The organism is Agromyces ramosus (genome assembly GCF_030817175.1).
Lineage (GTDB): Bacteria > Actinomycetota > Actinomycetes > Actinomycetales > Microbacteriaceae > Agromyces > Agromyces ramosus_A.
The window spans coordinates 429332-454132 of the sequence record NZ_JAUSYY010000001.1 but is presented as its reverse complement, the minus strand read 5'-3'; the positions used below and the strand labels follow the sequence as shown (position 1 = coordinate 454132).

At 69.1% G+C, this 24801-nt stretch carries 24 protein-coding genes and 1 pseudogene; 19 read left to right on the top strand and 6 right to left on the bottom strand.

All coding sequences use genetic code 11. The features are described from left to right. Window positions 1-177: 177 nt before the first annotated feature. A pseudogene (locus QFZ26_RS02125) lies at window positions 178-453 on the bottom strand (DUF2231 domain-containing protein); the annotation flags it as partial. Window positions 454-547: 94 nt separating this feature from the next. Here QFZ26_RS02125 and QFZ26_RS02120 point away from each other — a divergent pair. The 4 genes from QFZ26_RS02120 (at window position 548) to QFZ26_RS02105 (ending at window position 2874) form a co-directional block, all read left to right on the top strand. Then, window positions 548-1054: a sigma-70 family RNA polymerase sigma factor gene (locus tag QFZ26_RS02120; RefSeq protein WP_307038829.1), complete on the top strand. Its 507-nt coding sequence runs from the start codon at window positions 548-550 to the stop codon at window positions 1052-1054. Beyond that, window positions 1051-1749, top strand: coding sequence for an anti-sigma factor family protein (locus QFZ26_RS02115; protein ID WP_307038828.1), 699 nt, complete (start codon window positions 1051-1053; stop codon window positions 1747-1749). The genes QFZ26_RS02120 and QFZ26_RS02115 overlap by 4 nt, the downstream gene beginning before the upstream one ends. 84 nt (window positions 1750-1833) lie before the next feature. Beyond that, window positions 1834-2331, top strand: coding sequence for a COG4315 family predicted lipoprotein (locus QFZ26_RS02110; protein WP_307038827.1), 498 nt, complete (start codon window positions 1834-1836; stop codon window positions 2329-2331). Between the two features lie 93 nt (window positions 2332-2424). Beyond that, window positions 2425-2874 (top strand): hypothetical protein, encoded by a 450-nt coding sequence (locus tag QFZ26_RS02105; RefSeq protein WP_307038826.1) that lies wholly within the window; start codon window positions 2425-2427, stop codon window positions 2872-2874. Here QFZ26_RS02105 and QFZ26_RS02100 read toward each other — a convergent pair. Next, the gene (locus QFZ26_RS02100) at window positions 2820-3584 is read right to left on the bottom strand and encodes a CPBP family intramembrane glutamic endopeptidase (protein ID WP_307038825.1); all 765 of its coding nucleotides are present in this window, start codon (window positions 3582-3584) and stop codon (window positions 2820-2822) included. The genes QFZ26_RS02105 and QFZ26_RS02100 overlap by 55 nt on opposite strands. A gap of 206 nt (window positions 3585-3790) precedes the next feature. On the opposite strand from QFZ26_RS02100, the gene QFZ26_RS02095 reads away from it, so the two are divergent. The 6 genes from QFZ26_RS02095 (at window position 3791) to QFZ26_RS02070 (ending at window position 12443) form a co-directional block, all read left to right on the top strand. Continuing rightward, complete coding sequence (locus QFZ26_RS02095) at window positions 3791-5413, top strand: peptide ABC transporter substrate-binding protein (RefSeq protein WP_307038824.1); 1623 nt, start codon at window positions 3791-3793, stop codon at window positions 5411-5413. A gap of 187 nt (window positions 5414-5600) precedes the next feature. Next, complete coding sequence (locus tag QFZ26_RS02090) at window positions 5601-6530, top strand: ABC transporter permease (protein ID WP_307038823.1); 930 nt, start codon at window positions 5601-5603, stop codon at window positions 6528-6530. Further along, a complete protein-coding gene (locus QFZ26_RS02085; RefSeq protein WP_307038822.1) occupies window positions 6520-7473 on the top strand; it encodes an ABC transporter permease in 954 nt (317 codons plus the stop codon). Before QFZ26_RS02090 ends, QFZ26_RS02085 begins: the two co-directional genes overlap by 11 nt. Then, a complete protein-coding gene (locus QFZ26_RS02080; protein ID WP_307038821.1) occupies window positions 7470-9239 on the top strand; it encodes a dipeptide ABC transporter ATP-binding protein in 1770 nt (589 codons plus the stop codon). The genes QFZ26_RS02085 and QFZ26_RS02080 overlap by 4 nt, the downstream gene beginning before the upstream one ends. Window positions 9240-9461: 222 nt before the next feature. Then, window positions 9462-11366, top strand: a complete 1905-nt coding sequence (gene typA, locus QFZ26_RS02075; protein WP_307038820.1) for a translational GTPase TypA — start codon at window positions 9462-9464, stop codon at window positions 11364-11366. Between the two features lie 402 nt (window positions 11367-11768). Continuing rightward, window positions 11769-12443 (top strand): M23 family metallopeptidase, encoded by a 675-nt coding sequence (locus tag QFZ26_RS02070; protein ID WP_307038819.1) that lies wholly within the window; start codon window positions 11769-11771, stop codon window positions 12441-12443. On the opposite strand, the gene QFZ26_RS02065 is transcribed toward QFZ26_RS02070, so the two are convergent. Continuing rightward, window positions 12444-13259 (bottom strand): enoyl-CoA hydratase/isomerase family protein, encoded by an 816-nt coding sequence (locus tag QFZ26_RS02065; RefSeq protein ID WP_307038818.1) that lies wholly within the window; start codon window positions 13257-13259, stop codon window positions 12444-12446. Between the two features lie 156 nt (window positions 13260-13415). Between QFZ26_RS02065 and QFZ26_RS02060 the strand changes: the two genes are divergently transcribed. From QFZ26_RS02060 to QFZ26_RS02040, 5 genes are all read left to right on the top strand, one after another. Further along, window positions 13416-13868 (top strand): hypothetical protein, encoded by a 453-nt coding sequence (locus tag QFZ26_RS02060; RefSeq protein ID WP_307038817.1) that lies wholly within the window; start codon window positions 13416-13418, stop codon window positions 13866-13868. After that, window positions 13865-14275, top strand: a complete 411-nt coding sequence (locus QFZ26_RS02055; protein WP_307038816.1) for a hypothetical protein — start codon at window positions 13865-13867, stop codon at window positions 14273-14275. Before QFZ26_RS02060 ends, QFZ26_RS02055 begins: the two co-directional genes overlap by 4 nt. 38 nt (window positions 14276-14313) lie before the next feature. Beyond that, window positions 14314-14634 carry a ferredoxin gene (gene fdxA / locus QFZ26_RS02050; RefSeq protein ID WP_307038815.1) on the top strand — a complete coding sequence of 107 codons (321 nt, stop codon included), beginning with the start codon at window positions 14314-14316 and terminating at the stop codon, window positions 14632-14634. Between the two features lie 2 nt (window positions 14635-14636). Continuing rightward, the gene (dapC, locus tag QFZ26_RS02045) at window positions 14637-15752 is read left to right on the top strand and encodes a succinyldiaminopimelate transaminase (RefSeq protein ID WP_307038814.1); all 1116 of its coding nucleotides are present in this window, start codon (window positions 14637-14639) and stop codon (window positions 15750-15752) included. A gap of 163 nt (window positions 15753-15915) precedes the next feature. Then, window positions 15916-17229 carry a citrate synthase gene (locus QFZ26_RS02040; protein WP_373460667.1) on the top strand — a complete coding sequence of 438 codons (1314 nt, stop codon included), beginning with the start codon at window positions 15916-15918 and terminating at the stop codon, window positions 17227-17229. Here the strand turns inward: QFZ26_RS02040 and QFZ26_RS02035 are convergent. After that, window positions 17211-19820, bottom strand: a complete 2610-nt coding sequence (locus QFZ26_RS02035) for a penicillin acylase family protein (protein WP_307038813.1) — start codon at window positions 19818-19820, stop codon at window positions 17211-17213. The genes QFZ26_RS02040 and QFZ26_RS02035 overlap by 19 nt on opposite strands. 81 nt (window positions 19821-19901) lie before the next feature. Next, the gene (dapD, locus tag QFZ26_RS02030; protein WP_307038812.1) at window positions 19902-20873 is read right to left on the bottom strand and encodes a 2,3,4,5-tetrahydropyridine-2,6-dicarboxylate N-succinyltransferase; all 972 of its coding nucleotides are present in this window, start codon (window positions 20871-20873) and stop codon (window positions 19902-19904) included. A gap of 79 nt (window positions 20874-20952) precedes the next feature. Between dapD and dapE the strand changes: the two genes are divergently transcribed. From dapE to QFZ26_RS02015, 3 genes are all read left to right on the top strand, one after another. After that, on the top strand, window positions 20953-22050 hold the full coding sequence (gene dapE / locus QFZ26_RS02025) for a succinyl-diaminopimelate desuccinylase (protein WP_307038811.1): 1098 nt from the start codon (window positions 20953-20955) through the stop codon (window positions 22048-22050). A gap of 10 nt (window positions 22051-22060) precedes the next feature. Next, a complete protein-coding gene (locus QFZ26_RS02020) occupies window positions 22061-23308 on the top strand; it encodes a hypothetical protein (protein ID WP_307038810.1) in 1248 nt (415 codons plus the stop codon). A 139-nt stretch (window positions 23309-23447) separates the two neighbouring features. After that, a complete protein-coding gene (locus QFZ26_RS02015) occupies window positions 23448-23621 on the top strand; it encodes a DUF3117 domain-containing protein (RefSeq protein WP_067875042.1) in 174 nt (57 codons plus the stop codon). A 58-nt stretch (window positions 23622-23679) separates the two neighbouring features. On the opposite strand, the gene QFZ26_RS02010 is transcribed toward QFZ26_RS02015, so the two are convergent. Next, window positions 23680-24312, bottom strand: coding sequence for an O-methyltransferase (locus QFZ26_RS02010; RefSeq protein ID WP_307038809.1), 633 nt, complete (start codon window positions 24310-24312; stop codon window positions 23680-23682). Between the two features lie 91 nt (window positions 24313-24403). Here QFZ26_RS02010 and QFZ26_RS02005 point away from each other — a divergent pair, with 91 nt between their 5' ends. Then, the gene (locus QFZ26_RS02005) at window positions 24404-24793 is read left to right on the top strand and encodes a sec-independent translocase (protein WP_307038808.1); all 390 of its coding nucleotides are present in this window, start codon (window positions 24404-24406) and stop codon (window positions 24791-24793) included. Window positions 24794-24801: the final 8 nt, after the last annotated feature.

The window sequence follows — 24801 nt, the reverse complement described above, 5'->3', positions numbered from 1 at the left end:
AGCGTGCCGACCCCGACGATGACGGATGCCACGGCGAGCCCGATGCCCACGGCGAGCGCTCCGCCGGGCGAGTCCCGTCGCACGCGGGTCTCGCCGAACCGGAACCACGCCCACTGCGCCGCGGCGACCGACGAAGAGGGCGATCGCCCACGGCAGGAGCATCTCGCCGAGCTCCTCGTGGCGCTCGACCGCCGGCACCGGGCCGATCCGCTCGGCGAGCGACTCGCCCGCGGCGATCGTGACGGGCACGAGCACGAGCACGATCAGTGCCCCGAGCGCCGTCACGATCCCGAGGCGACGCCGCGCGGCCGGCCAGAATGCGCCGAGGAGCAGCGCGAGTACCGTGAGCGGTGTGAGCACGACCACCGCGTGCACGATGAGCGGGTGGAGCGGGAGACCCGCCACCTGGAGCACGTCCTCGGCAGCGACTCCGGCGATGTCCGAAGCATCCATGGTGAGGACACGATGCAGCCGCCCGACCGGTTCACCGTCGCGGCGGAATGAACCCGATGCCCCACCATCTCGTTGTGATGACAGGAGGTGACGGATGCCGCCAGACGACGACAGCCGATTGGTCGCGCTCTACGATGCTCACGGGCCCTCGGTGTGGCGCTATGTCGTGCACCTCACGGGTGACGCGGCCGGCGCCGACGACATCGTGCAGGAGACGCTCCTGCGCGCGTGGCGCTCGCCGCGCATCCTCGCGCAGGAGCCGGAGTCGACCCGCTCGTGGATGTTCACCGTCGCGCGGAACCTCGTGATCGACGAGGTCCGCAGCGCACGGCGGCGCCATGAGATCGGCATGGCCGAGACGCCCGAGCGCGTGCGCGACGACGGGACCGACGCCCTGTTCGAGAGCCTGCTCATCGAGGAGGCGCTCGCGACGCTCGACCTGGAGCACCGATCGGTCATCGTGCACGCCTACTACGGCGGTTGCAGTATCGCCGAGGTCGCCCGTCGGCTCGGCATCCCCGAGGGCACGGTCAAGTCCCGCCTCCACTACGGGCTTCGCGCCCTCCGCCTGGCATTCCAGGAGAAAGGAGTGACGCGATGAATCCCGATCACGCGCGCTTCGCCGAATGGGACTCCGCCTACGTGCTCGGTGCGCTCTCACCCTCCGAGCGGCGCCACTACGAAGCACACCTCGCGGGCTGCGACGAGTGCCGGCGCTCCATCGCCGAGCTCGCGCCGATTCCCGGGCTGCTCGCGCGCTTGACGCCCGAGCGGGCCTCGGCGCTCCTCGACGAGTCCGCCGCCGCACCGCACGGACCGCGGCCCGAGCTGCTCCAGGCGATGCGCCACGAGGCGAGCCGGCGCCGGATCCGCCGTACCCGGCTGCGGCTCGGGATGGCCGCCGTCGCCGTCGCCGTCGTGCTCGCGGCGGTCTTCGCCCCGCTCGCGTTCGTCCGCCCGGCAGCAGACGCACAGACGGTCGCGTTCGAGGCGGTGACGGATGTCCCGGTCTCGGCGACGGCGACGCTCACCTCCGTGGGCTGGGGTACGCGCATCGAGCTCGACTGCCGCTACGGCGAGGCCGGGGCATCCGACGTGCCCTACGGCGGCTGGCCGTACGCCCTGTACGTGGTCGACGAGGATGGCAACCGCAGCGAGGTCTCGAGCTGGCGGGCGAGCCCGGGCAAGACGGCACGGCTCGCAGCCGCGACGGCAGTGGGACTCGAGGACATCGCGACGCTCGAGGTGCGCTCACTCGGCAGCGGCGACGTGCTCCTGCTCGGCGACCCCGATTAGCCGCTCGCGGTGAACCGCACGGGCGTCGGCCTCGTGTTCCCTTCGACCGCGGTGTGCGGTCGAAAGAGGAGAAGAGGGAGCACCATGAAGCTTCGCATCATCACGGCAGTGGCCGCAGCGGCGGTCGTCGTCGCACTGGCCGGATGCTCGAGCCCCAACGCCGAAGAGCCCGCCGATGACGGTGGCGCCTCCACGGAGACTGCCGCGCCCGATGAGTCGATGGAGTCGGACGCGCTGCTCACCACCGCCGACTCCGACCTCGGCGAGATCGTCGTCGACGGCGAGGGCATGACCGTCTACATGTTCGACAACGACACGCAGGGCGGCGACTCGAGCACCTGTGAGGGGGAGTGCGCCACGAACTGGCCCGCGGTGACGACGGATTCGGAGGATCCCGCAGTCGAGGGCGTGACCGGCGAGGTCGGAACCATCACCGGCGTCGACGGTGAGACGCAGGTGACCCTGAACGGCTGGCCGCTCTACTACTTCGCGGGAGACAGCGGGGCCGGCGACACCAACGGCCAGGGCGTCAACGACGTGTGGTGGGTGCTGACACCGGCCGGGGAGAAGGTCGGCGGCTGATCGAGGAGGTGACCTGGATTTCCGCGGGGCCGGACCGATTCCGATCGGGCCCCGCGGGAGTACACTGAGGTTCACTCGTCTTTGGGGGTGCGCATGATCTCCGTCGATCTCATCGCAGTGCTCGGAACCGTCGCGTTCGCCGGCCTCTTCGTCGGGTCGTCGATGCTCGCCGGCAGCGGCTTCGGCCTCGAGAAACGTGCCAACCTGCTCGAGCGGCGCGACCCCGGCACCGCTGCGGCGCTCCGGCGTGCCCAGTTCCTGAGCGACTTCCCGAGCGGTGGCGTGTTCGGTGACGAGGCGTTCTCCCCGATCTGCACGCCGAGCCGGCGCAGCGGGCTCGACATGGCCAGGGTACGCGGCACCGACTCCGACCTCCGGGTCGAGGTCGCCGAGGAGACGCTGCCCCCGATGCCGGCGACCGTGGTCGCGCTCGGGCGCGGCGAGCACGTGCCGCAGACGCCGCGCCCGCGGCATCCGTCGAGGCAGCCTCAACCCGCGGGCGGCGCGAAGAGCTCGGGCCACCAGCCCACGGCGAGCGGGTAGCCCACGAACGACACGATGTCGAGGATCCAGTGCGCGATGACGAGCGGCATCGTGCGGCCCCAGCGCTGGTAGCACCACCCGAACACGACACCCATCGCGACGTTGCCGACGAATGGGCCGAAGCCCTGGTACAGGTGGTAGCTGCCGCGCAGCACGGCACTCGACGCGATGGTCGCCCACGGGCCCACGCCGAGTTCCCTGAAGCGGGTGAAGAGGTAGCCCACGACGATGATCTCCTCGGTCAGCGCGGCCTCGAGCGCCCTGAACACGAGGACGGGCACCGTCCACCAGAACCAGGCGTCCGGTGAGGTCTGCACCGCGACGGTCACGCCGAGCGCCCGGCCGAGGGCGTAGAGCGCGAGACCCGGTACGCCGATGGCGGCGACGAGCAGGAGACCGGATGCCGCATCACGGCCCGGTCGGGTGAGGTCGAAGCCGATGCGCCGGAACGGACTCCGGCCCGGCTGGCACAAGAGGTAGAGCACGAGCGCCACGGCGAACAGCCCGAAGAACACGTCGAGGAACTGGTAGGTGAAGTCGAGCCATTCGCGACTCGAGCGCGATGGGTTCAGCGCCACCGTCTGGTCGCCGAGGGCGCGTTCCTCGGTGAGCTTGGCGACGAGGGACACGATGGAATAGACGGCGGATGCCCCGAGCGAGAGTCCGAGGACGATCACGACCTCGACTCGCAGGCGTCGTGCAGACGGCATGCGGCAATCCTCGCATGGCGCGCTCAGACGCAAGAATCCTGCGTATTCGGGCTGGAATCCGCTGGGGACTTCCGCGCTAGGTTGCGCGTCGGTAACGGTTTCCTCAGGGGTTTGCGTCGGGGCGACCTGATTCATAGTCTCGATCTACCAGCGCTCCAGTGCGGCCAGAAGTCGCGCTGTCGACGCACATCTCACCAGGAGGAACATTGAAGATCAAGAGAATTGGCGTTGCAGCCATTGCTCTTGCAGCTGCGGGAGCCCTCACGCTCTCCGGTTGCACCAGCGGTGGCGCCTCGCCGTCGGCCGATGCCGGCGCCTCGACTGCGGTCATCACCACGAACGGCTCTGAGCCCCAGAACCCGCTGGTCCCGGCCATCACGAACGAGACCGGTGGCGGCAAGATCCTCAACGCCATCTTCGCCGGCCTGGTCCACTACGAGGCCGACGGCTCTGCGGTCAACGAGCTCGCCGAGTCCATCGACAGCGATGACGCCCAGAACTACACGATCAAGATCAAGTCGGGCGAGACCTTCACGAACGGTGAAGAGATCACGGCCCAGTCCTTCGTCGACGCGTGGAACTACACCTCGCAGACCGAAGAGCAGGCCCTGAACGGCAGCTACTTCTTCTCGTCGATCGCCGGCTACGAAGACCCCACGGCACCCGAGCTCTCGGGCCTCAAGGTCGTCGACGACACGACCTTCACGGTCGAGCTCTCGCAGCCCGAGTCCGACTTCCCGCTGCGTCTCGGCTACTCGGCGTTCTACCCGATGCCCTCGGTCGCATACGAGGACATCGACGCCTACGGTGAGAACCCGATCGGCAACGGCCCGTACATGCTCGATGGCGAAGGCGCCTGGAAGCACAACGAGAAGATCGACCTCGTCGTGAACCCCGACTACGACGGCCCCCGCAAGGCAGTCAACGGCGGGCTCGACATCGTCTTCTACGCCACGCAGGAAGCGGCCTACGCCGACCTCCAGGGCGGCAACCTCGACGTGCTCGACGCGATCCCCGACTCGGCGCTCGCGACGTACGAAGACGAGTTCCCCGACCGTTCGGTCAACCAGGGTGCTGCCGTCTTCCAGTCGTTCACGATCCCGGGCCGACTGCCGCACTTCAGCGGCGAAGAGGGCCAGCTCCGTCGCGCCGCCATCTCCAAGGCGATCAACCGCGAAGAGATCACCGACGTGATCTTCTCGGGCACCCGCACCCCGGCGCACGACTTCACGTCCCCGGTCATCGACGGCTACTCGGAAGAGATCCCGGGTTCCGACGTGCTCGAGTTCGACGACTCCGAGGCGCAGGAGCTGTGGGCCGAGGCCGACGCCATCTCACCGTGGAGCGGCACGTTCCAGATCGCGTACAACGCCGACGGCGGCCACCAGGCCTGGGTCGACGCTGTGGCGAACAACCTGAAGAACGCGCTCGGCATCGACGCATCGGGTGCTCCGTACCCGACGTTCGCCGAACTCCGCACCGCGGTCGACGACCGCACCATCCAGACGGCGTTCCGCACCGGCTGGCAGGGCGACTACCCGGCACTCGCCAACTTCCTCGGCCCGATCTACGTGACCAACGCTGGATCGAACGACGGTGACTACTCGAACCCCGAGTTCGACGCGCTCATCGAAGAGGGTCTCGGCGAGACCGACCTCGCGACGGCGAACGAGAAGTTCCAGCAGGCACAGGAGATCCTCTTCCAGGACCTCCCCGCCATCCCGCTGTGGTACGCCACCGCGAACGGCGCATGGAGCGAGCTCGTCGAAGACGTCGAGTTCGGGTGGGACGGCGTGCCGCTCTACTACTCCATCACCAAGAGCGAGTAATTCTCGATCGAGGACGACTCGGGGTTAGACTCTGAGACGCCCGTGGGGCGGCAGCCGAATGGCTGCCGCCCCACTCCCACGTATCCCCCCGGTGCGAACCCGATCGGCGTAGCATCGTGTGGAGAACTCGCCCAACCGTGAGGTTTCTTTCAAAATGTCATCAACCACGAAACGCGGGGCCTGATCCATGTCCGGCTACATCGTGCGCCGACTGCTGCAGGCGATCCCTGTGCTGCTCGGCACAACCTTCCTGATCTACTTCATGGTGTTCGCCATGCCGGGCGACCCGATCCTCGCCCTCTTCGGCGACAAGACACCACCCGACCGGGTGCTCGAGGCACTGCGGGAGCGGTACAACCTCGACAAGCCCTTCATCGTGCAGTACTTCCTCTTCCTCGGCGGAATCTTCCGCGGTGACCTCGGAACGTCGTTCTCCGGTCAGCCGGTGTCCGAGATCCTCGCAGCGACGTTCCCCGTGACGTTGCGGCTCGCGCTGCTCGCGATCTTCTTCGAGATGGTCGCCGGCATCACGATCGGCCTCATCTCCGGACTCCGCAAGGGCGGCATCTTCGACGCCAGCGCCCTCGTGGTGAGCCTCATCCTGATCTCGCTGCCGATCTTCGTCATCGCCTTCGTCGCCCAGCTGGTGTTCGGCATCCAGCTCGGCTGGTTCAGAACGACGGTGGGAGTCGGGGCACCGATACAAGACCTGATATTGCCGGCGATCGTGCTGGCGACGATCAGCTTCGCCCAGATCATGCGACTGACGAGGGCGTCAGTCATCGATACCGGAGGCCAGGACTTCGTTCGCACTGCCGCGAGCAAGGGCCTCTCCCGCAAGCGCATCGTCCCCGTGCACATCCTGCGCAACTCGCTGATCCCCGTGGTCACCTACCTCGCCGTCGACTTCGGCACCCTGATGGTCGGCGCCACCGTCACCGAGGGCATCTTCAACGTGCCGGGTGTCGGTCGCACGCTCTACCAGGCGATCATCCGCGGAGAGGGACCGACCGTCGTCTCCTTCGTGACCGTCATGGTGCTGATCTACCTCGTGGTGAACCTGCTGGTGGATCTCCTGTACGCCGTTCTCGACCCGAGGATCCGCTATGCAAAGTAACGTCAGACCTGACCAGCAGCACTACGTCGCCCCCATCGAGGAGACGCCGCTCGTGGCGATCGACTCGGTGAAGGCCGACGGCAAGCCATCGAATCTCTGGCGCGACGCCTGGAAAGACGTCCGCAAGCGGCCGATGTTCTGGATCTCCTCCGCGATGATCCTGCTCGTCGTCATCGTCGCGCTCTTCCCGGGGCTCTTCACGCAGGTGCTGCCGAACAACGACTGCCAGCTCTCGAACAGCAATGGCGGGCCCACCGAGGGTCACCCGCTCGGCTTCACGAGGCAGGGCTGCGACATCTACTCGCGCATCATCCACGGCACGTCGACCTCGTTGTCGGTGGGCATCATCGTGACGGTGCTCGTCGCGACGCTCGGCATCGTGTTCGGCGCGTTCGCGGGCTTCTACGGCGGATGGCTCGACTCGGTGCTCTCCCGTGTCGGCGACATCTTCTTCTCGATCCCCTACATCCTCGCCGCCGTGGTCATCATGTCGGTGTTCTCGCAGTACGCGAGCGTGTGGGTGATCGCCCTTGCAATCGGCATCTTCGCGTGGCCAGCCACAGCGCGCGTGCTGAGAGCCGAGATCCTGCGAGTCAAGAACGCGGACTTCGTGATGGCGTCGACCGCGCTCGGCGTCTCGCAGTTCCGGATCCTGCTCCGGCACGTGCTGCCGAACTCGATCGCGCCGGTGATCGTGATCACGACGATCTCGCTCGCGTCGGCGATCGTCGCGGAGGCGACGCTGTCGTTCCTCGGCGTCGGGCTCCCGTCGAACATCATGTCGTGGGGCAACGACATCAGCCAGGCCCAGAACGACCTGCGTACCGCCCCCCAGGTGCTCATCCTCCCGTCGATCGCACTGTCGGTCACCGTGCTGAGCTTCATCATGCTCGGCGAGGTCGTCCGTGACGCGCTCGACCCCAAGGCGAGGGCACAGCGATGACCGAGATTTCGAACGGACCGAACGTGCAGACAACCACGACAGCCGAAGGGGAGCGCCCGCTCCTCGAGATCAAAGATCTCAAGGTCGGCTTCACCACCCAAGAGGGGACCGTCACCGCAGTCGACGGCATCAACATCACCCTCTACCGCGGGCAGAGCCTCGCGATCGTGGGAGAGTCGGGCTCCGGCAAGTCGACGACCGCACACGCGATCATCAACCTGCTGCCCGGAACCGGCAAGATCACGGGCGGCCAGATCCTCCTCGACGGCCAAGACCTCACCAAGGCCACGCCGCACGACATGGAGGCCATCCGCGGTCGCAAGATCGGCTTCGTCCCCCAAGACCCGATGTCGAACCTCAACCCGGTGTGGTCGATCGGCTTCCAGGTCGAGGAGGCCATCAAGGCCAACGGCATCGCCTCCGGTCGCAAGGAGGTCAAGCGGCGCGCGATCGAGGTGCTGAAGCAGGCCGGCCTCCAAGACGCCGACCGGCGGCTGAAGCAGTTCCCCCACCAGTTCTCGGGCGGCATGCGCCAGCGCGTGCTCATCGGCATGGGACTCGCGGCCGACCCGCAGCTCCTCATCGCCGACGAGCCGACCTCGGCGCTCGACGTCACGGTGCAGCGCGTCATCCTCGATCACCTCGAGTCCCTCACCCGCGAACTCGGCACGACCCTGCTCTTCATCACGCACGACCTGGGCCTCGCGGCCGAGCGTGCCGAGCAGCTCGTGGTCATGTACAAGGGCAAGATCGTCGAGTCCGGCCCGTCAGCCGAGATCCTGCAGAACCCGCAGCACCCCTACACGCAGCGTCTCGTCGCCGCGGCGCCGAGCCTCGCCTCACGCCGCATCCAGGCGTCGGGCAGCATCTCGGCCGCCGAGTCGTCCATGGCGGTCGACGCCGCCGACGCCGCAGGAGACACGATCGACCTGATCGCCACGGCTGAGGCCCGGGTCGAGGCGCTTGCCGCCGCGGGCACCGCCCCGCCCGCGATCGTCGTCGAGAACCTGACGAAGGTGTTCAAGATCCGTGGCTCGGGTGAGTTCACCGCGGTCGACGACGTGTCGTTCTCGATTCCGAAGGGCACCACGATGGCGCTCGTCGGCGAGTCGGGTTCCGGCAAGTCGACGGTCGCGAAGATGCTGCTGAAGCTCGAGGAAGCGACCAGCGGCAAGATCGTCGTCGGTGGCAAGGACCTCGCGAGCGTCACCGGCAAGGAGCTCTTCAACCTCCGCAGCCGCATGCAGCCCGTCTTCCAAGACCCGTATGGCTCGCTGAACCCGTTGCGCAACATCGGCAACACGATCTCCGAGCCGCTGTCCACCCACAACGTGGGCACACGCGCATCGCGCCGCGAGCGGGTGTTCGAGCTGCTCGACCAGGTCTCGCTGCCGCGCACGCTCATCGGCCGTTACCCGAACGAGCTCTCGGGCGGACAGCGGCAGCGCATCGCGATCGCGCGTGCACTCGCGCTGAAGCCCGAGATCGTCGTGCTCGACGAGGCGGTCTCCGCCCTCGACGTGCTCGTCCAGGCGCAGATCCTGCGCCTGCTCGCCGACCTCCAGGCCGAGCTCGGGCTGACGTACCTCTTCATCACCCACGACCTCGCGGTGGTGCGCGTCATCGCCGACCACGTCTGCGTGATGCAGCGAGGCAAGATCGTCGAGAAGGCGACCACCGACGAGGTGTTCGACGACCCCCAGGAGCAGTACACCCGCGATCTGCTCGCGGCGATCCCCGGGGCGAACATCGAGCTCGGCGCCTAGCCGAACGAGCAAGCGAACGCCCGGCCTCCCACTCGGAGGCCGGGCGTTCGTCGTTCACAGGCGAACACCCGCGCGGCACGGTAAGCTTCTCTGGTGTGTGCCGTGGATCTCGGCCGCGCGATTCCCACAGACCTTCACCGAAGCGCTTCCCGCGCTCCCGCCGTGCCGCCTCCGCAGGCACCGGGGCGCCGAGTGAAGCCCACCAGCCCAGAGGACCGAACCATGGCGAACGCCACCCGCAGCGACCTGCGTAACGTCGCGATCGTCGCACACGTCGACCACGGCAAGACCACGCTCGTCGACGCGATGCTCAATCAGACGCACTCGTTCGCCGAGCACGCCCACGTCGAAGAGCGTGCGATGGACTCGAACGAGCTCGAGCGCGAGAAGGGCATCACGATCCTCGCCAAGAACACGGCGATCTCGTACAAGGGCGTGCACGCCACCGACGGCCCGATCACGATCAACGTCATCGACACCCCGGGTCACGCCGACTTCGGCGGCGAGGTCGAGCGCGGCCTGTCGATGGTCGACGGCGTGGTGCTGCTCGTCGATTCGAGTGAGGGCCCGCTGCCGCAGACCCGCTTCGTGCTCCGCAAGGCGCTCGAGGCGCGCATGCCGGTGATCCTCCTCGTCAACAAGACCGACCGCCCCGACGCGCGCATCGACGAGGTCGTCGCCGAGAGCCAGGACCTCCTGCTCGGCCTCGCCTCCGACCTGTCCGACGACGTGCCCGACCTCGACCTCGACGCGATCCTCGACGTGCCGGTCGTCTACGCCTCCGGCCGCAACGGCGCCGCGAGCCACAACAAGCCCGGCAACGGCGAGCTGCCCGACAACGCCGACCTCGAGCCGCTGTTCGAGGCGATCCTGCAGCACATCCCCGCTCCCGTCTACGATGACGAGCACCCGCTGCAGGCCCACGTCACGAACCTCGACGCGTCGCCGTTCCTCGGTCGTCTCGCGCTGCTCCGCGTCTTCCACGGCACCATCAAGAAGGGCCAGACGGTCGCCTGGGTCAAGCACGACGGCTCCGTGCAGAACGTGCGCGTGACCGAGCTGTTCCTGACGAAGGCCCTCGACCGGTACCCGGCCGAGAGTGCCGGTCCGGGCGACATCGCCGTGGTCGCCGGCTTCGAGGACATCATGATCGGCGACACGCTCGCCGATCCCGAAGACGTGCGCCCGCTGCCGATCATCGCGGTCGACGAGCCCGCGATCTCCATGACGATCGGCACGAACACCTCGCCGCTCGTCGGCAAGGTCAAGGGCCACAAGCTCACCGCCCGCATGGTGAAGGACCGTCTCGACCGCGAACTCGTCGGCAACGTGTCGCTCAAGGTGCTGGACATCGGCCGGCCCGACGCGTGGGAGGTGCAGGGCCGCGGTGAGCTCGCGCTCGCCATCCTTGTCGAGCAGATGCGCCGTGAGGGCTTCGAGCTCACCGTCGGCAAGCCGCAGGTGGTCACGAAGCAGGTCGACGGCAAGACCCACGAGCCCTACGAGCACCTCACAATCGACGCGCCCGAAGAGTACCTCGGAGCGATCACCCAGCTGCTCGCCGCCCGCAAGGGCCGCATGGACAACATGGCGAACCACGGCACCGGCTGGGTTCGCATGGAGTTCATCGTGCCGAGCCGCGGGCTCATCGGCTTCCGCACCGAGTTCATGACCACGACGCGCGGCACCGGCATCGCCAACGCGATCTCGCACGGCTACGACGCCTGGGCCGGCCAGATCGTCACCCGCAACAACGGCTCGATCGTCGCCGACCGCGCGGGTGTCGTGACGCCCTTCGCGATCATCGCGCTCCAAGAGCGCATGACCTTCTTCGTGAACCCGACCGAAGAGGTCTACGAGGGCATGGTCATCGGCGAGAACTCGCGCAACGACGACATGGACGTGAACATCACGAAGGAGAAGAAGCTGACCAACATGCGTCAGTCGACCTCCGACACCTTCGAGTCGATGACTCCCTCGCGGCAGCTCTCCCTCGAGGAGTGCCTCGAGTTCGCCCGCGAAGACGAGTGCGTCGAGGTCACACCGGCGGCTGTGCGCATCCGCAAGGTCGAACTCGATCAGACCGCCCGCGCACGCCTGACCTCGCGGCTCAAGAAGCAGGCCTGACGACCGGTCGAGAACAGTGAGCGGATGTCGCGAGCGCAGGCTCGCGGCATCCGCTTCGTCGTACCCGCATGTACGCGCTCTCACCATTCTCCAAGGTAACGGATGAATAACGGAGGTTCCTCTCAGACTCCATGCGTACGGTAGGCGAGTTGTCTCGACCCCCGCGAGGCAGCGCTACCCCCGAGCTGAGATACGTAACGCTGAATGAATCCCCCTAAGCATGGCCGCCGCGCGGCCGCCCCTCGTCCTGCACGCCTCCGCACTCGCACCACCCCGAGCTCCACTGCGCCCCGTCGGGCCGCCCCTGCGGCCGCCGATCGGGCACACGACGGCGCTCGTGCTCCCCGAGTCGGCTCACCCCGCCGCAGTCGGTCCGTCCGCCCCGCCTTCTCGTTGATCGCGATGACGTTCGTCGGCGGCATGATGATCGCGACGAGCGTTCCCGCACTTGCGGTGACCGCGACCGACATCGAACCGCGAGCCTCCGTGTACGCACCCGTCGTCGACACGATCGACCTCGCGCCGCAGACCGTCGAGGTCGGCAGCGAAGCGGAGGTCGCGACGCTGGCCACCGAAGGCTACGCCGTCGAGGCGGCGCCACCGCCGATCCTCTCGCAGGTCGCCAGCGTCGGCAACGTCTCGCTCATCGAATCGGACGCGGTCGTGTGGCCGGTGCTGACCCCGGACCGGCGCAGCTCGGGCTTCGGCCCGCGCTCGGCGCCGTGTGCAGGCTGTTCCACGAACCACGACGGCGTCGACTTCAACCCCGGTGCCGGCACTCCCGTGATGTCGATCGCCGACGGGGTGGTCGTGCTCGCGACCGAGAGCGGTGGAGGGCTCGGCGTGAACGTCGAGGTGCAGCACAACATCGACGGCGAGCTCATCACGAGCTCGTACGCCCACATGCAGTACGGCTCGATCGCGGTCTCGGTCGGCCAGCAGGTCACCGCGGGCCAGCAGCTCGGCCTCGTCGGGTCCACCGGCCAGTCGACGGGCCCGCACCTGCACCTCGAGATGTTCGGAACGGACGGCGTGCGGTTCGACGGCTTCGCCTGGCTCGCCGCCCGCCTCGGCTGATCAGGATCCGCTGAAGCGCGGTTCCCGCTTCTCGATGAAGGCGGCGACGCCCTCGTGCATGTCGTCAGTGCGGAACGCGTCACCGAAGCCCTCGATCTCGAGCTCGGTCGCGGTCTCGGTACGCCGGCCGGCCGCCGCGACGAGCACGCGCTTCGTGAGCCCCACTGCGGGCGCCGCGTTCGCCGAGATGAGCGCGAGCGTCTCGCGCGCACCCGTGAAGAGCGCTTCGCGGTCTGGGAAGCGACGCAGCACGAGCCCGATCTGCACGGCCTCGTCGATATCGATGCGGCGGCCCGTGTAGATCAGCTCCTTCGCCCGAGCGAGCCCGACCGTGCGCGGCAGGCGCACGGTGCCGCCGAAACCCGGGATGAGCCCGAGCTTGACCTCGGGCTGGCCGAACTGCGAGGCATCCGTCGCGTAGATGAAATCGCAGGCGAGCGCCAGTTCGAGGCCGCCGCCCAGGGCGAAGCCGTCGATGCAGGCGATGACCGGCGCCGGCAGCGCCTCGATCGCCGCCGCGACCCGGTGGCCGTCGCGGGCCGACTGCTCGCCCTCTTCGGGCGTCAACGACGAGATGGCGACGATGTCGGCCCCGGCGACGAAGGCGCGACCGCCGGCTCCGGTGAGGATGACGCCCCGCACCGCGCTGCCCTCGGCCGCGAGGGACTCGAAGGTGCGGGCGAGCGCGGCGAGCACGCCGGGGGAGAGGGCGTTCAGCGCCGCGGGGCGGTCGACGGTCACGATGGCGAGGTCGCCATCACGTTCGAGACGCACCTCGTCGTCGAGATCGGTGGTCGAACCGGTCGTGTCGGTCATCGTCGATCCTCTCCGCGCGGCTGGGCCGCTCGCATCCACGCTACGCCATGGCCCACGTGGGAGACGTGGCCGGTAGAATCCAAGGCGGGGGGTCACGGATGCCGCCCGCGCGCGATCGTCAAGCGCCCATGTCTCGCCGCACCCGAGGAGCCACCCATGACGAAACTCGACACCCGAACGCGGGCCGGCCTCGCGATCGCGATGGCCGGCGTCAGCGCGACGCTCCTCACCGGCTGCTTCGCCAACCCGATCGAAGACCTCGTCAACCAGGGGGTCGAGGGGGCCGTCGAGGATGCCACCGGCGGTGACGTCAGCCTCGGCGGCGAGCTTCCCGCCGACTTCCCCACCTCGGTGCCGCTCGTCGAAGGCGAGGTGGCCTTCGGTGCGGGAGCCGGCGGAGCCGAGGGCTGGATCGTCATGATCACCTCGACGGCCGCCGACCCGGTCGCCGACGCTGCGGCCGCGCTCGAGGGAGCCGGCTTCACGAAGGACACCGAGCTCTCGGGAGGCGGCACCGCGGCGCAGGTGTACACGAACGGAGAGCTCCTCGTGCTCCTCGCTGGCGAGGGTGAGACCGTCTCGTACACCGTCACGCAGCAGCCCCAGTGACCGTCGTGACCGAGCAGCCGATCGCGACCTCCGCCTGGGCTCGCGTCGGCACGCTGCTCTTCGCCTTCCTCATCGGCGCGCTCTACGGCGCTGTCGCGACGGTGGGCCACCGCCAGGAGGTGCCCATCGGCGCCGTGGCGTTGCCGTGGGGCCTCCTCGCCGCGCTCGTCGGCGTCGCGGCACTGCTCGTGGGCATCCGCCTCGTCGGCGGTGGCCGGAGCGCCGCGGCGGCGTCCGGTGCGGGCGTCGTCGTGGTCGTCGCGCTGCTGACGCTGCCGGGGCTCGGCGGCTCGGTGATCGTCGTCGGCGACCTCATCGGCACGATCTGGTCGGTCGCCCCGGCGCTCATCGCCGTGCTGGTGGTCGCATGGCCGAAGCTGCCGTCGCCCCGTGGCGACGACGCATAGACTGGAGTTCCAGCCTTCCGAAAGGACAGCGAGCCACCGTGACCTATGTGATCGCCCTGCCGTGCGTCGATCTGAAAGACCGCGCCTGCATCGACGAGTGCCCCGTCGACTGCATCTACGAGGGTGAGCGTTCGCTGTACATCCACCCCGACGAGTGCGTCGACTGCGGAGCGTGCGAACCGGTGTGCCCCGTCGAGGCGATCTACTACGAAGACGACCTGCCCGACATGTGGGCCGACTACTACAAGGCCAACGTCGAGTTCTTCGACGACATCGGCTCGCCCGGCGGCGCCGCGAAGATCGGCGTGATCCCGAAGGACCACCCCGTCATCGCCGCACTGCCCCCGCAGGTGCACTGAGCATGGCGCGGGGCGAGCTCCCCGACTACCCGTGGGACCTCATGGCGCCATATCGCGAGCGCGCCGCGGCGCATCCGGGCGGGGTGGTCGACCTCTCCATCGGCTCACCGGTCGATCCGACGCCCGGTCTCGTGCGCGAGGCCCTGGCGTCGGCGACCGACGCCCACGCATATCCGCAGACGACCGGCACCGATGAGCTCCGCACCGAGATCGTGCGGTGGTTCGAGCGCCGTCGCGGCGTGACGGGGCTCACGACCGACCATGTGCTGCCGACCATCGGCTCGAAAGAACTCGTTGCGTTGCTTCCGTTCCTGCTCGGGCTCGGCGAGGGCGACGTCGTGGTGCACCCGCGCGCGGCCTACCCGAGCTACGAGATGGGTGCGGTGCTCGCCGGTGCTCGCGCGTTCGCCTCCGACGATCCGGCCGAGTGGCCGGCCGAGACGCGGCTCGTGTGGCTGAACAGTCCAGGCAACCCCGACGGGCGGGTGCTCACGATCGACGAGCTGCGGGCGGCGCGTGAGCGCGCGCTCGAACTCGGTGCCGTCATCGTCGGCGACGAATGCTACGCCGAGCTCGGCTGGGAGGGTGAGTGGGCCGAGACCCCGGCTCCGAGCCTCCTCGACCCCCGCGTCGTCGGCGACAGCCGACGTGACACCCTCGTCATCTACTCGCTCTCCAAGCAGTCCAACATGGCCGGCTACCGCACGGCCTTCGTCGCCGGGTGCCGCACCGTCATCGGCCGGCTCACGACGGTCCGCAAGCACGCGGGACTCATGCTGCCCCAGCCCCTCCAGGCTGCGATGATCGCCGCGCTCCGCGACGACGCGCACGTGTCCGCGCAGAAAGACCGCTACCGAGCGCGTCGCGCGCTCCTGAAGCCCGCCCTCCAAGCCGCGGGATTCCGTATCGACCACAGCGAGGCCGGTCTCTACCTGTGGGCAACTGAGGGCCGCGATGCGTGGGAGTCGATCGGCCGCCTCGCCGAGCTCGGCACCGTCGCCGGACCCGGCCATTTCTACGGGGTCCATTTCCCCGAACACGTGCGCCTCTCGCTGACGGCCACCGATGAGCGGGTGGATGCCGCGGCCACACGACTGCGGGAGACCGCCGCATCGTGACATCCGTCGGTCCTCTGTGAGCTGTCCCCCAATGGAAGGGGTGATCTCTTGGCGGATGCAACAGTGTGCTCGGAGCACGTCTAGGCTGTATTCGGATCGCGGCCGGCCTCGGCCCCGGACCGGAAAGCAGGTGACCGCGCAAGTGACGATCACAGGAGGCGCCGTGAGCGACGTCGTGAAGAAGGTGGCAGGGCAGGAGCCCGCAGCCGCCACTCTGAGCTTCCCCGGCGGTGCCGCCGAGTTCCCGATCCGCACGTCGGTCGAGGGCAATTCGAGCATCGACTTCTCGACGCTGACCCGCCAGACCGGGTTCACGGGCCTCGACTACGGATTCGTGAACACCGCCTCGACGCAGTCGGCCATCACGTACATCGACGGCGAGCAGGGCATCCTGCGCTATCGCGGCTACCCGATCGAGGAGCTCGCCGGCAAGTCGACCTTCCTCGAGGTCGCCTGGCTCCTCATCTACGGTGAACTGCCCACGGCCGACCAGCTGGGCGAATTCGACGAGAAGATCCGTCACCACACGCTCCTGCACGAAGACCTGAAGCGCTTCTTCTCGTCGCTGCCGCACACGGCCCACCCGATGTCGGTGCTCTCGAGCGCCGTGTCGGCGCTCTCGACCTACTACGAGGACTCCTCAGACCCGCACGACCCCGACCACGTCGAGCTCACCACCGTGCGGCTGCTCGCGAAGCTGCCGGTCATCGCGGCCTACGCGCACAAGAAGAGCATCGGGCAGGCGTTCCTCTACCCCGACAACTCGATGAACTTCGTCGACAACTTCCTGAAGCTGAACTTCGGCAACATGGCCGAGCCGTACACGACCGATCCGGTGCTCTCGAAGGCGCTCGATCGCCTCCTCATCCTGCACGAAGACCACGAGCAGAACGCCTCGACCTCGACGGTGCGGCTCGTCGGTTCGACCGGCGCCAACCTCTACGCCTCGATCTCCGCGGGCATCCAGGCGCTCTCGGGCCCGCTGCACGGCGGCGCGAACGAGGCCGTACTGCAGATGCTCGCCCGCATCCGCGACTCGGGCGAGGGCGTGGGCAAGTTCGTCGATCGTGTGAAGCGCAAAGAAGACGGCGTGAAGCTCATGGGCTTCGGGCACCGCGTCTACAAGAACTACGATCCGCGCGCCAGGCTCGTCAAGGAGTCCGCCGACGAGGTGCTCGCCGGCCTCGGCGTGAACGACCCGCTGCTCGATCTCGCGAAGGAGCTCGAGCAGATCGCGCTCGAAGACGACTACTTCAAGGAGCGGCGTCTCTACCCGAACGTCGACTTCTACACGGGCGTCATCTACAAGGCGATGGGCTTCCCGACGCGCATGTTCACGGTGCTCTTCGCGATCGGCCGCCTGCCCGGCTGGATGGCGCACTGGCGCGAGATGAACCTCGACCCGCAGACCAAGATCGGCCGCCCGCAGCAGCTGTACATCGGCGAGGCCGAGCGTCACTACCCGTCGGCCGGCTGACCGGCCGGGCGCAACTGGAGCGTCTCGCTCGCCGCGGCCTGGATCGCATCGATGGTGAACGGCCATTCCCGCAGCTCACCCCGCTGCCAGAGCGGCGCCTGGTCGGCGTAGTGCGGGTGGAAGGCGTGACCCGACGCGCCGGTGAGGTTCACCCAGCGCGAGGCATCCGCATCGGCAAGGTCGACGACCATGCGCATCGAGGGCACCCAGTCGACGCCGTAGCCCACCGTGGCGTCCCAGCCGATGGCATTCACGATCGATGAGCCGCCGCCGAGCTCGAACGGACCACGGTTGAACAGCCATTCGATGGGCCCGATGCCCGATTCGCCGAAGCTCTGGTTCGTGAGCGTGAGCGTGTGGAGCCGCCCCCAACGCCAACCGTCGGGGTTGCCGCCCATTCGCCCCTCGGCTTCGTTCCATGCGGCATCGAGTGCGTGCGCGAGCATCGCGTCGCGGCCCGCGACGCCTGACTGCTCGTTGGTCCACCACGCGGCGTCAGGTTCGCCGAGCAGGGTGCCGACCACGCTGAACCAGCGGTCGCCGCCGACCGGCCGCGTCTGCTCGGGCAGCTCGCCGAACATCTGGTCGAGCAGCGTGCGCCAGAACACCGCGAAGTACGCTGCCTCGGCGCTGTCGACCTCGGCCCTTGCGTCCCAACCGTCGAGGAGGGCTGCCCCGAGCGCCGCGTCGCCCGTGAGGTCGAGCTCGGCGATCACGGGCAAGAAGGCGGCTGCGTTCGTGTCGCCCGTGTCGAGCTGGATCTCGGCGAGGGCGTCGGCCGTGAGGAGCTCGCCGGCCGAGATGCGTTCCCGCAGCAATCGGTCGATCACCTCGGCGCGGTAGCCGAGATCCCAGTCCACGGTGAGCAACGGGCCGTCGGGGCCGGCCGCGGCGTTGTTCGCCGTGACGATGTAGCCGGCGGGCGGGTTGAGCACCGACGGCAACTGGTCGAACGGAATGGTGCCCGACCATCCGTTCGCGCTCGTCCAGCCGGCGAGCGGCACGGTGCCATCGCCGGAACGGCGCACCGGGATGCGGCCGGGCGCCTGATAGCCGATGTTGCCGTCGACGTCGGCGTAGACGAGGTTCTGGGAGGGCACGTCGAAGAGCGCCGCGGCCGAGCGGAAGGCGTCCCAGTCGGCGGCGCGATTCAGGGCGAAGATCGCCTGCGCCGTGGTTCCGGGAGAGAGGGCCGTCCACTGCAGTGAGACGTGGTCGGCGCCTTCGGGTGCGCCGGTCGCAGCGACCTGGCCGAAGTCCTCGCCGATGTCGGTGACGAGCGGCCCGCGCGTCGTCGAGCGAACCGCGATCGTGACGGGATCGCCGCCCGCGACCTCGATGACCTCTTCGCGCAGGGACAGCGGCGTCATGACGCCGTCGAGTTCGTAGGTGTCGCCCTCGACGCGCTCGAGGTAGAGGTCGGCGACGTCGGGGCCGAGGTTCGTGAACCCCCACGCGATGCGCTCGTTGTGCCCGATCACCACGCCAGGCAGGCCGGAGAACGTGTAGCCGGCCACGTTGTAGCCGCAATCGTCGCGGAGCTCTGCGCAGTGCAGGCCCATCTGGGCCCAGATGGACGGCATCGCGGGTCCGAGGTGCGGATCGTTCGCGAGCAGGGGCAGCCCGGATTCGGTGAGGCTGCCGGACACGACCCACGAGTTCGAGCCGAGGTCGCCGCCCTCTGGCCCGAGGAGTTCCGGGATCCCGTCGAGCACGGCGCGGAGGGACGCGAGAGCGACCCCATAGTCGCCCGTCGCGGCATCCGCTGGGGCGTGCGGTGCGGATTCGGGCGTCGCGACCGACCCGGTGCCGGCGATCGGTTCGACGAGCTCGACCGGCGACGCGGAGCTCGCGGCCGGCGCCGCTCCGAGCGGGCCGCCGGCGATCGTGGGCTTCGCGCCCCAGGGATAGTCGGGGTGCAGCCGCGCCACCTCCTCGGGCGGCAGGACCGTCGCGAGCAGGGCACGGTCGATCTCGTCGCCGAGGTTGGAGCGGAGGTCCCACGCCATCGCCTTCAGCCACGCGATCGAGTCGACAGGCGTCCACGGCTCGGGGGAGTACCCGGGGTTCTGCAGCCCGAGGACGGCGTATTCGAGTGAGAGGTCGGCGCCGCTGCGCTCACCGAGGTACGCGTTCACCCCCTCGGCGTAGGCGTCGTAGCCTGCCCGGGACCGCTCGTCGAGGAGGGCGTATTCCTGCTCGGCGATGCCACGCCAGTCGAGGGTGCGGATGAACGCGTCGGTGGCGACCTGCGACTCACCGAAGAGCTCGGCGACCCGGCCGGCCGTGACGTGCCGGCGGAAGTCCATCTCCCAGAATCGGTCTTGCGCGTGCACGTAGCCCTGCGCGAAGAAGAGGTCGTGGTCGGTCTCGGCGACGAGCTGCGGCACGCCGGCGTCATCGCGGTACACGACGACCGCGGCGGTGAGGCCGGGAGCGTCGACCCGGCCGCTCGTGGTGGGGAAGGAACGCTGCACGGTCCACCAGCCGACGCCCGCGCCGACGATGGCGAGCACCAGCACGGTCACGAGCAGGCCGATCAGGAGGCTGAGTCCGCGGTGCCTGCGGGTTCTCGGGGCGTCGGTACCCACGTCACTCCTTCGTGATGTGCACGGCTCGGCCGCCCGGGAAGCGGCCTGAGCACCCAACTGTAGTCGAGAAGCGGGGCCCCGTCAGGCGTGCAGCGCGGCGTTCAGCGCGACACCGTCGCCGCTGCGCGAGAGCACTTCGACCTGCCCGTTCAGGGAGTTTCGGCGGAAGAGGATGTTCGCCACTCCCGAGAGTTCGAGTGCCTTGACGGTGCGCGGCCGTTCGCCGGCACCGCCGAGCACGACGACCTTCGTGCCGGACGTGACGTAGAGGCCCGCTTCGACGACCGAATCGTCGCCGATCGAGATGCCGATGCCCGAATTGGCGCCGAGCAGGGCGCGTTCGCCGATCGTCACCCGCTGGGTGCCGCCGCCCGAGAGGGTGCCCATGATCGAGGCGCCGCCGCCGATGTCGCTGCCGTCGCCGACGACGACGCCCTGCGAGATGCGTCCCTCGACCATCGAGGCCCCGAGGGTGCCGGCGTTGAAGTTCACGAACCCCTCGTGCATGACCGTCGTGCCGGGTGCGAGGTGGGCGCCGAGGCGCACGCGCGAGGCATCCGCGATGCGCACACGCTCTGGCGTGACGTAGTCGAGCAGGCGGGGGAACTTGTCGAGCCCGGTCGCGTGGATGCCGGCGCGCTGGAGGCTCGGTCGCAGCCGGTCGAAGTCGGCCGGATGCACCGGGCCGGCGTTCGTCCACACGATGGCGGGCAGGTGCGCGAACACGCCCTCGAGGTTCACGGTGTTGGGGCGGGCCAGCAGGTGCGACAGCACATGCAGGCGCAGGTACGCGTCGGCCGTGCCGGCCGGGGGAGCGTCGAGGTCGACCTCGACCGTCACCGCCTCGATGGTCACGGCGCGCCGGGAGTCGGCGCCAACGAGCTCGAGGGTCTCCGCCGGAAGGGACTCGGATGCCGCAGTTGCGGGCCGCGCGCCGAGCGCCGGCGCGGGGAACCACGCGTCGAGCTGGGTGCCGTCGGCGGCGATCGTGGCGAGTCCATGGCCCCACGCGAGGCGCGGGGCAGGGGAGAGGGCATCGGCGTTCGCGGGCATGCATCCAGCGTATCGGCCGGGCGCGCGGTGTGACGGAGGGAGACGGCGGCGCCCGGGGCGCCGGCCGTACACTCGATGGATGCCCCTCGAAGCGCGCCGGCCCCCGCTCGACCTCACCGCCGATCCCGTGGCGATCACCCGGGCGATCTGCGACATCCCGAGCGTCTCGGGCGACGAGACGGCGCTCGCCGATCTCATCGTCGCGGCGCTCGCGGAGGCCGAGCACCTCGAGGTCGTCCGTGATGGTGACACCGTGGTCGCCCGCACGCACCTCGGCCGCGACCGTCGCGTGGTGATCGCCGGGCACCTCGACACGGTGCCGATCAACGACAACCTGCCGACGCGCTTCGAGACGATCGACGACGAGCGCTTCCTCTGGGGGCGGGGCACCGTCGACATGAAGGCGGGCGTCGCCGTGCAGTTGAAGCTCGCGGTCGAGCTCGCGGAGCCCATCGTCGACCTCACGTGGATGTGGTACGACAACGAGGAGGTGGCCGCGTCGCTGAACGGCCTCGGCCGGCTCGCCCACAACCGGCCCGACCTCTTCGTGGGTGACTTCGCGATCCTCGGCGAGCCGTCGAACGGCCAGGTCGAGGGTGGCTGCAACGGCACGCTTCGTGCCGAGGTGCGAGCCACCGGGCTGCGAGCGCACTCGGCGCGCAGCTGGGTCGGCGAGAACGCGATCCACAAGCTCGCCCCAGCGCTCGAGCGGCTCGCGGCGTACCAGGCCGAGACCGTCGAGGTCGACGGGCTCGACTACCGCGAAGGACTGAACGCTGTGGGCGTCACGGGCGGCGTCGCCGGCAACGTGATCCCCGACGAGGCGGTGCTCACGGTGAACTACCGCTTCGCGCCGAGCCGTTCGGTGTCCGAGGCATCCGCGATCGTGCACCGGTTGTTCCACGACTACGACGTCACCGTCGTCGACGCGTCCGAGGGCGCTCGTCCCGGGCTCGACGCGCCGCTCGCCCGGCAGTTCGTGCACGCCGTCGGCGCTGAAGCGCGGCCGAAGTACGGATGGACGGATGTCGCGCGCTTCAGTGCACTCGGCATCCCTGCCGTGAACTTCGGTCCGGGCGATCCGCTGAAGGCGCACGCCGACGACGAGCGCGTCGCCGTCGAGCAGATCCTCTCGTGCGAGCGGGCGCTGCGCTCGTGGCTCACGGGCGAGGCGTGAGCCAGAGGCGATGGTGACGACCCCCACCGTCGCGCGGGAGCGCGACCCGCTCCGGGCGCATCGCTGGTCTCCGAGGGTGCGCTGGCGCCTCACGCCGTGGTGGGCGAAGGTGACCCTCGCGTACTTCGCCGCGCGGGCGGTGACGACGATCCTCGTGCTCGCACTCGCGAGCGTGCAGGGAGCGAACCCGTGGACGCAGGCGCGTCCCGGCTACTTCGAGTACGCCAACATGTGGGATGCCCGGTGGTACCAGATCATCTGGCTCGCGGGCTACCCCTCCGAGCTGCCGCTCACCGACACCGGGCATGTCGCCGAGAACGCGTGGGCGTTCCTCCCGGTCTTCGCGACGATGTCGGGCGCACTGTCCTGGCTCGGGCTGCCGTGGAATGCGGCATCCGTCACCGTCGCCGTGCTCGCCGGACTCGGGGCGGCGCTCGTGCTGCATCGGCTGATGTCGCGGTTCCTCGAGCCCGATCGGGCGCTCTTCGCCGTGGTCCTGTTCTGCGTCGCCCCGGTGTCGCCGATCATGCAGTTCGGCTACGCGGAGTCGCTCGGGTTCCTCCTGCTCGCACTGGCGCTGCTCCTGCTCGTCGACCGGCGATACGGATGGCTCGTGCCCGTGATCGCCGTGTGGGCGTTCACGCGGCCGGGGGCACTTGCATTCGCGCTCACGCTCGGACTGCACTGGGCGTGGCGGTGGTGGACGCGCGCTCGTGACCCGTTCTCCGCGCGGGAGCGCGTGGCGGCGGCATCCGTCACCCTCTTCGCCGTGGTGGCGGGGTTCGCCTGGCCGGCCATCGTCTGGGCGGTCACCGGTGAGGTGCACGGCTACACCGAGACGGAGCTCGCGTGGCGCTCGGCGTACATCGGATACGTCGAGCTCGTGCCCTTCACCGCGTGGTTCCAGGGCGGTGCGTGGTGGGCCGATTGGACGGGGCTTCCAGCGTGGACCGGCATCACGGCGGTCGCCGTGTTCGTCGTGGGGTTCGCCGCCCTGCTCTTCACGCCGGCCGTGCGCCGGCTCGGCGTCGACGTGCGACTCTGGCTCGCGAGCTACGGCGCCTACCTGCTCGCGGTGTTCTTCCCGCAGTCGAGCACGTTCCGGATCGTCGGCCCGATGTTCCCCCTGGTCGGCGCACTCGCCGTGCCGCGCGCGGCATGGTATCGGTGGAGCCTCGTCGCGCTGTTCCTCGTGCTTCAGGCAGGGTGGCTCCTGCTGGCGTGGGGGATCGACGGACGCGATTGGACGCCCCCCTGATCGGGGCGGGAATCCGCGGTATTCCGCGCCCGCTTCGCACGCGTTCGGGCGTGGAAGCGTTGTCCACAGACTCGCGGTGATTTCCCAGCACCGCCCGTGATGGCCGATAATGGAATCTCAGCCACGAAAGGGGAGCTCAATGGCGGCCATGAAGCCACGCACCGGAGACGGGCCTATGGAGGCTGTGAAGGAGGGTCGACTCATCATCGTGCGGGTTCCGCTCGAAGGAGGAGGGCGACTCGTCGTCTCGGTGAACGACGCTGAGGCCAAGGAGCTCTACGACGTCCTCGGCGGCGTCGTGAATCCCGCCTGAAGTCACGTCGCCTCGAGCCCCGGGTTTCCTCGGGGCTCGAGTCATGCCCGGGCGCGGTTCAGGCGCCGAGCTTGACGATCTGGAGGAGCCCGTCGCCGGCGGGCGAGATCGCCGTCGCCACCGCGGTGGAGGGCGCGAGCTCGCTGATGAGCGTGCGGAACGCGCCCGCCGCTTCGTCGCGCCGTGCCGGATCGGCAACGCGTCCCTTCCAGAGCGCGCGCGCGACGAGCACCGTGCCACCGGGCTTGGCCAGCCGCAGGCCGTGCTCGGCGTACTCGATGACCGACGGCGCGTCGGCGTCGACGAAGACGACGTCGTAGGAGCTCTCGTTCATGCGCGGCAGCACCTCGCTCGCGCGCCCCGCGATGAGGCGAACGCGCGCAGCGGCGATGCCGGCGTCGGCGAAGTGCTGGCGGGCGTGCTGCTGGTACTCGGTCTCGGTGTCGATCGACGTGAGCATCGCGCGCCGTGCCGCTTGCAGCATCCAGAGGCCCGATACTCCGAGCCCGGTGCCGACCTCGATGATCGACTCGGCTCGTGATGCGGCGGCGATGACCGCGAGCTGGGCACCGACCGCGGGCGAGACCGGTTCGACGCCGAGCTCGAGGGACTGCTGGCGGGCCTTCGCGATGGACTCGGTCTCGACGACCGACTCGTCGACGTACTTCCAGTTCAAGTCGTGATCGGACACGTGGCAGCTCCCGGATGAATCTCTCGAGAACCCAGCCTAGAGGCGACACGGCGTGGCCTCGGTACGCCTCGCCGCCCACTATCCTGTAGTGATGTTCGGTCTGACGTTCGAGAAGCTCCTCATCATCGGGGTCATCGCCGTCTTCCTGCTCGGTCCCGAGCGGCTGCCGCACTACGCGGCGCAGCTGGGCCGGCTCGTGCGGTCGCTCCGCGACATGGCCAACGGGGCGAAAGACCGCATGCGTGAAGAGATGGGTCCCGACTTCGACGACGTCGACTGGCAGAAGCTCGACCCGCGCCAGTACGACCCGCGCCGCATCATCCGCGAAGCCCTGACCGACGTCGACCCGTTCGCCGAGCCCGCCGCGCCGGTCGTCGCGCGAGCCGCCGTGAACGAGAACTCCGCCTACCTGCAGCGCAAGCGGCAGCGTGAGGCGCTCGGGGCCGAAGAGCAGGCGCCGTTCGACTCCGAGGCCACCTGAGCCCGAGC

Excerpts from the sequence above, each read along its gene's own strand:
- dapC (WP_307038814.1), top strand. The coding sequence starts at position 14,637 with ATGGCGCGGGGCGAGCTCCCCGACTACCCGTGGGACCTCATGGCGCCA.
- QFZ26_RS02105 (WP_307038826.1), top strand. The coding sequence starts at position 2,425 with ATGATCTCCGTCGATCTCATCGCAGTGCTCGGAACCGTCGCGTTCGCC.
- QFZ26_RS02065 (WP_307038818.1), bottom strand. The coding sequence starts at position 13,259 with ATGACCGACACGACCGGTTCGACCACCGATCTCGACGACGAGGTGCGT.
- QFZ26_RS02115 (WP_307038828.1), top strand. The coding sequence starts at position 1,051 with ATGAATCCCGATCACGCGCGCTTCGCCGAATGGGACTCCGCCTACGTG.
- QFZ26_RS02005 (WP_307038808.1), top strand. The coding sequence starts at position 24,404 with ATGTTCGGTCTGACGTTCGAGAAGCTCCTCATCATCGGGGTCATCGCC.
- typA (WP_307038820.1), top strand. The coding sequence starts at position 9,462 with ATGGCGAACGCCACCCGCAGCGACCTGCGTAACGTCGCGATCGTCGCA.
- QFZ26_RS02060 (WP_307038817.1), top strand. The coding sequence starts at position 13,416 with ATGACGAAACTCGACACCCGAACGCGGGCCGGCCTCGCGATCGCGATG.
- dapD (WP_307038812.1), bottom strand. The coding sequence starts at position 20,873 with ATGCCCGCGAACGCCGATGCCCTCTCCCCTGCCCCGCGCCTCGCGTGG.
- QFZ26_RS02020 (WP_307038810.1), top strand. The coding sequence starts at position 22,061 with ATGGTGACGACCCCCACCGTCGCGCGGGAGCGCGACCCGCTCCGGGCG.
- dapE (WP_307038811.1), top strand. The coding sequence starts at position 20,953 with ATGCCCCTCGAAGCGCGCCGGCCCCCGCTCGACCTCACCGCCGATCCC.
- QFZ26_RS02085 (WP_307038822.1), top strand. The coding sequence starts at position 6,520 with ATGCAAAGTAACGTCAGACCTGACCAGCAGCACTACGTCGCCCCCATC.
- QFZ26_RS02090 (WP_307038823.1), top strand. The coding sequence starts at position 5,601 with ATGTCCGGCTACATCGTGCGCCGACTGCTGCAGGCGATCCCTGTGCTG.
- QFZ26_RS02070 (WP_307038819.1), top strand. The coding sequence starts at position 11,769 with ATGACGTTCGTCGGCGGCATGATGATCGCGACGAGCGTTCCCGCACTT.
- QFZ26_RS02080 (WP_307038821.1), top strand. The coding sequence starts at position 7,470 with ATGACCGAGATTTCGAACGGACCGAACGTGCAGACAACCACGACAGCC.
- QFZ26_RS02015 (WP_067875042.1), top strand. The coding sequence starts at position 23,448 with ATGGCGGCCATGAAGCCACGCACCGGAGACGGGCCTATGGAGGCTGTG.
- QFZ26_RS02110 (WP_307038827.1), top strand. The coding sequence starts at position 1,834 with ATGAAGCTTCGCATCATCACGGCAGTGGCCGCAGCGGCGGTCGTCGTC.
- QFZ26_RS02100 (WP_307038825.1), bottom strand. The coding sequence starts at position 3,584 with ATGCCGTCTGCACGACGCCTGCGAGTCGAGGTCGTGATCGTCCTCGGA.
- QFZ26_RS02120 (WP_307038829.1), top strand. The coding sequence starts at position 548 with ATGCCGCCAGACGACGACAGCCGATTGGTCGCGCTCTACGATGCTCAC.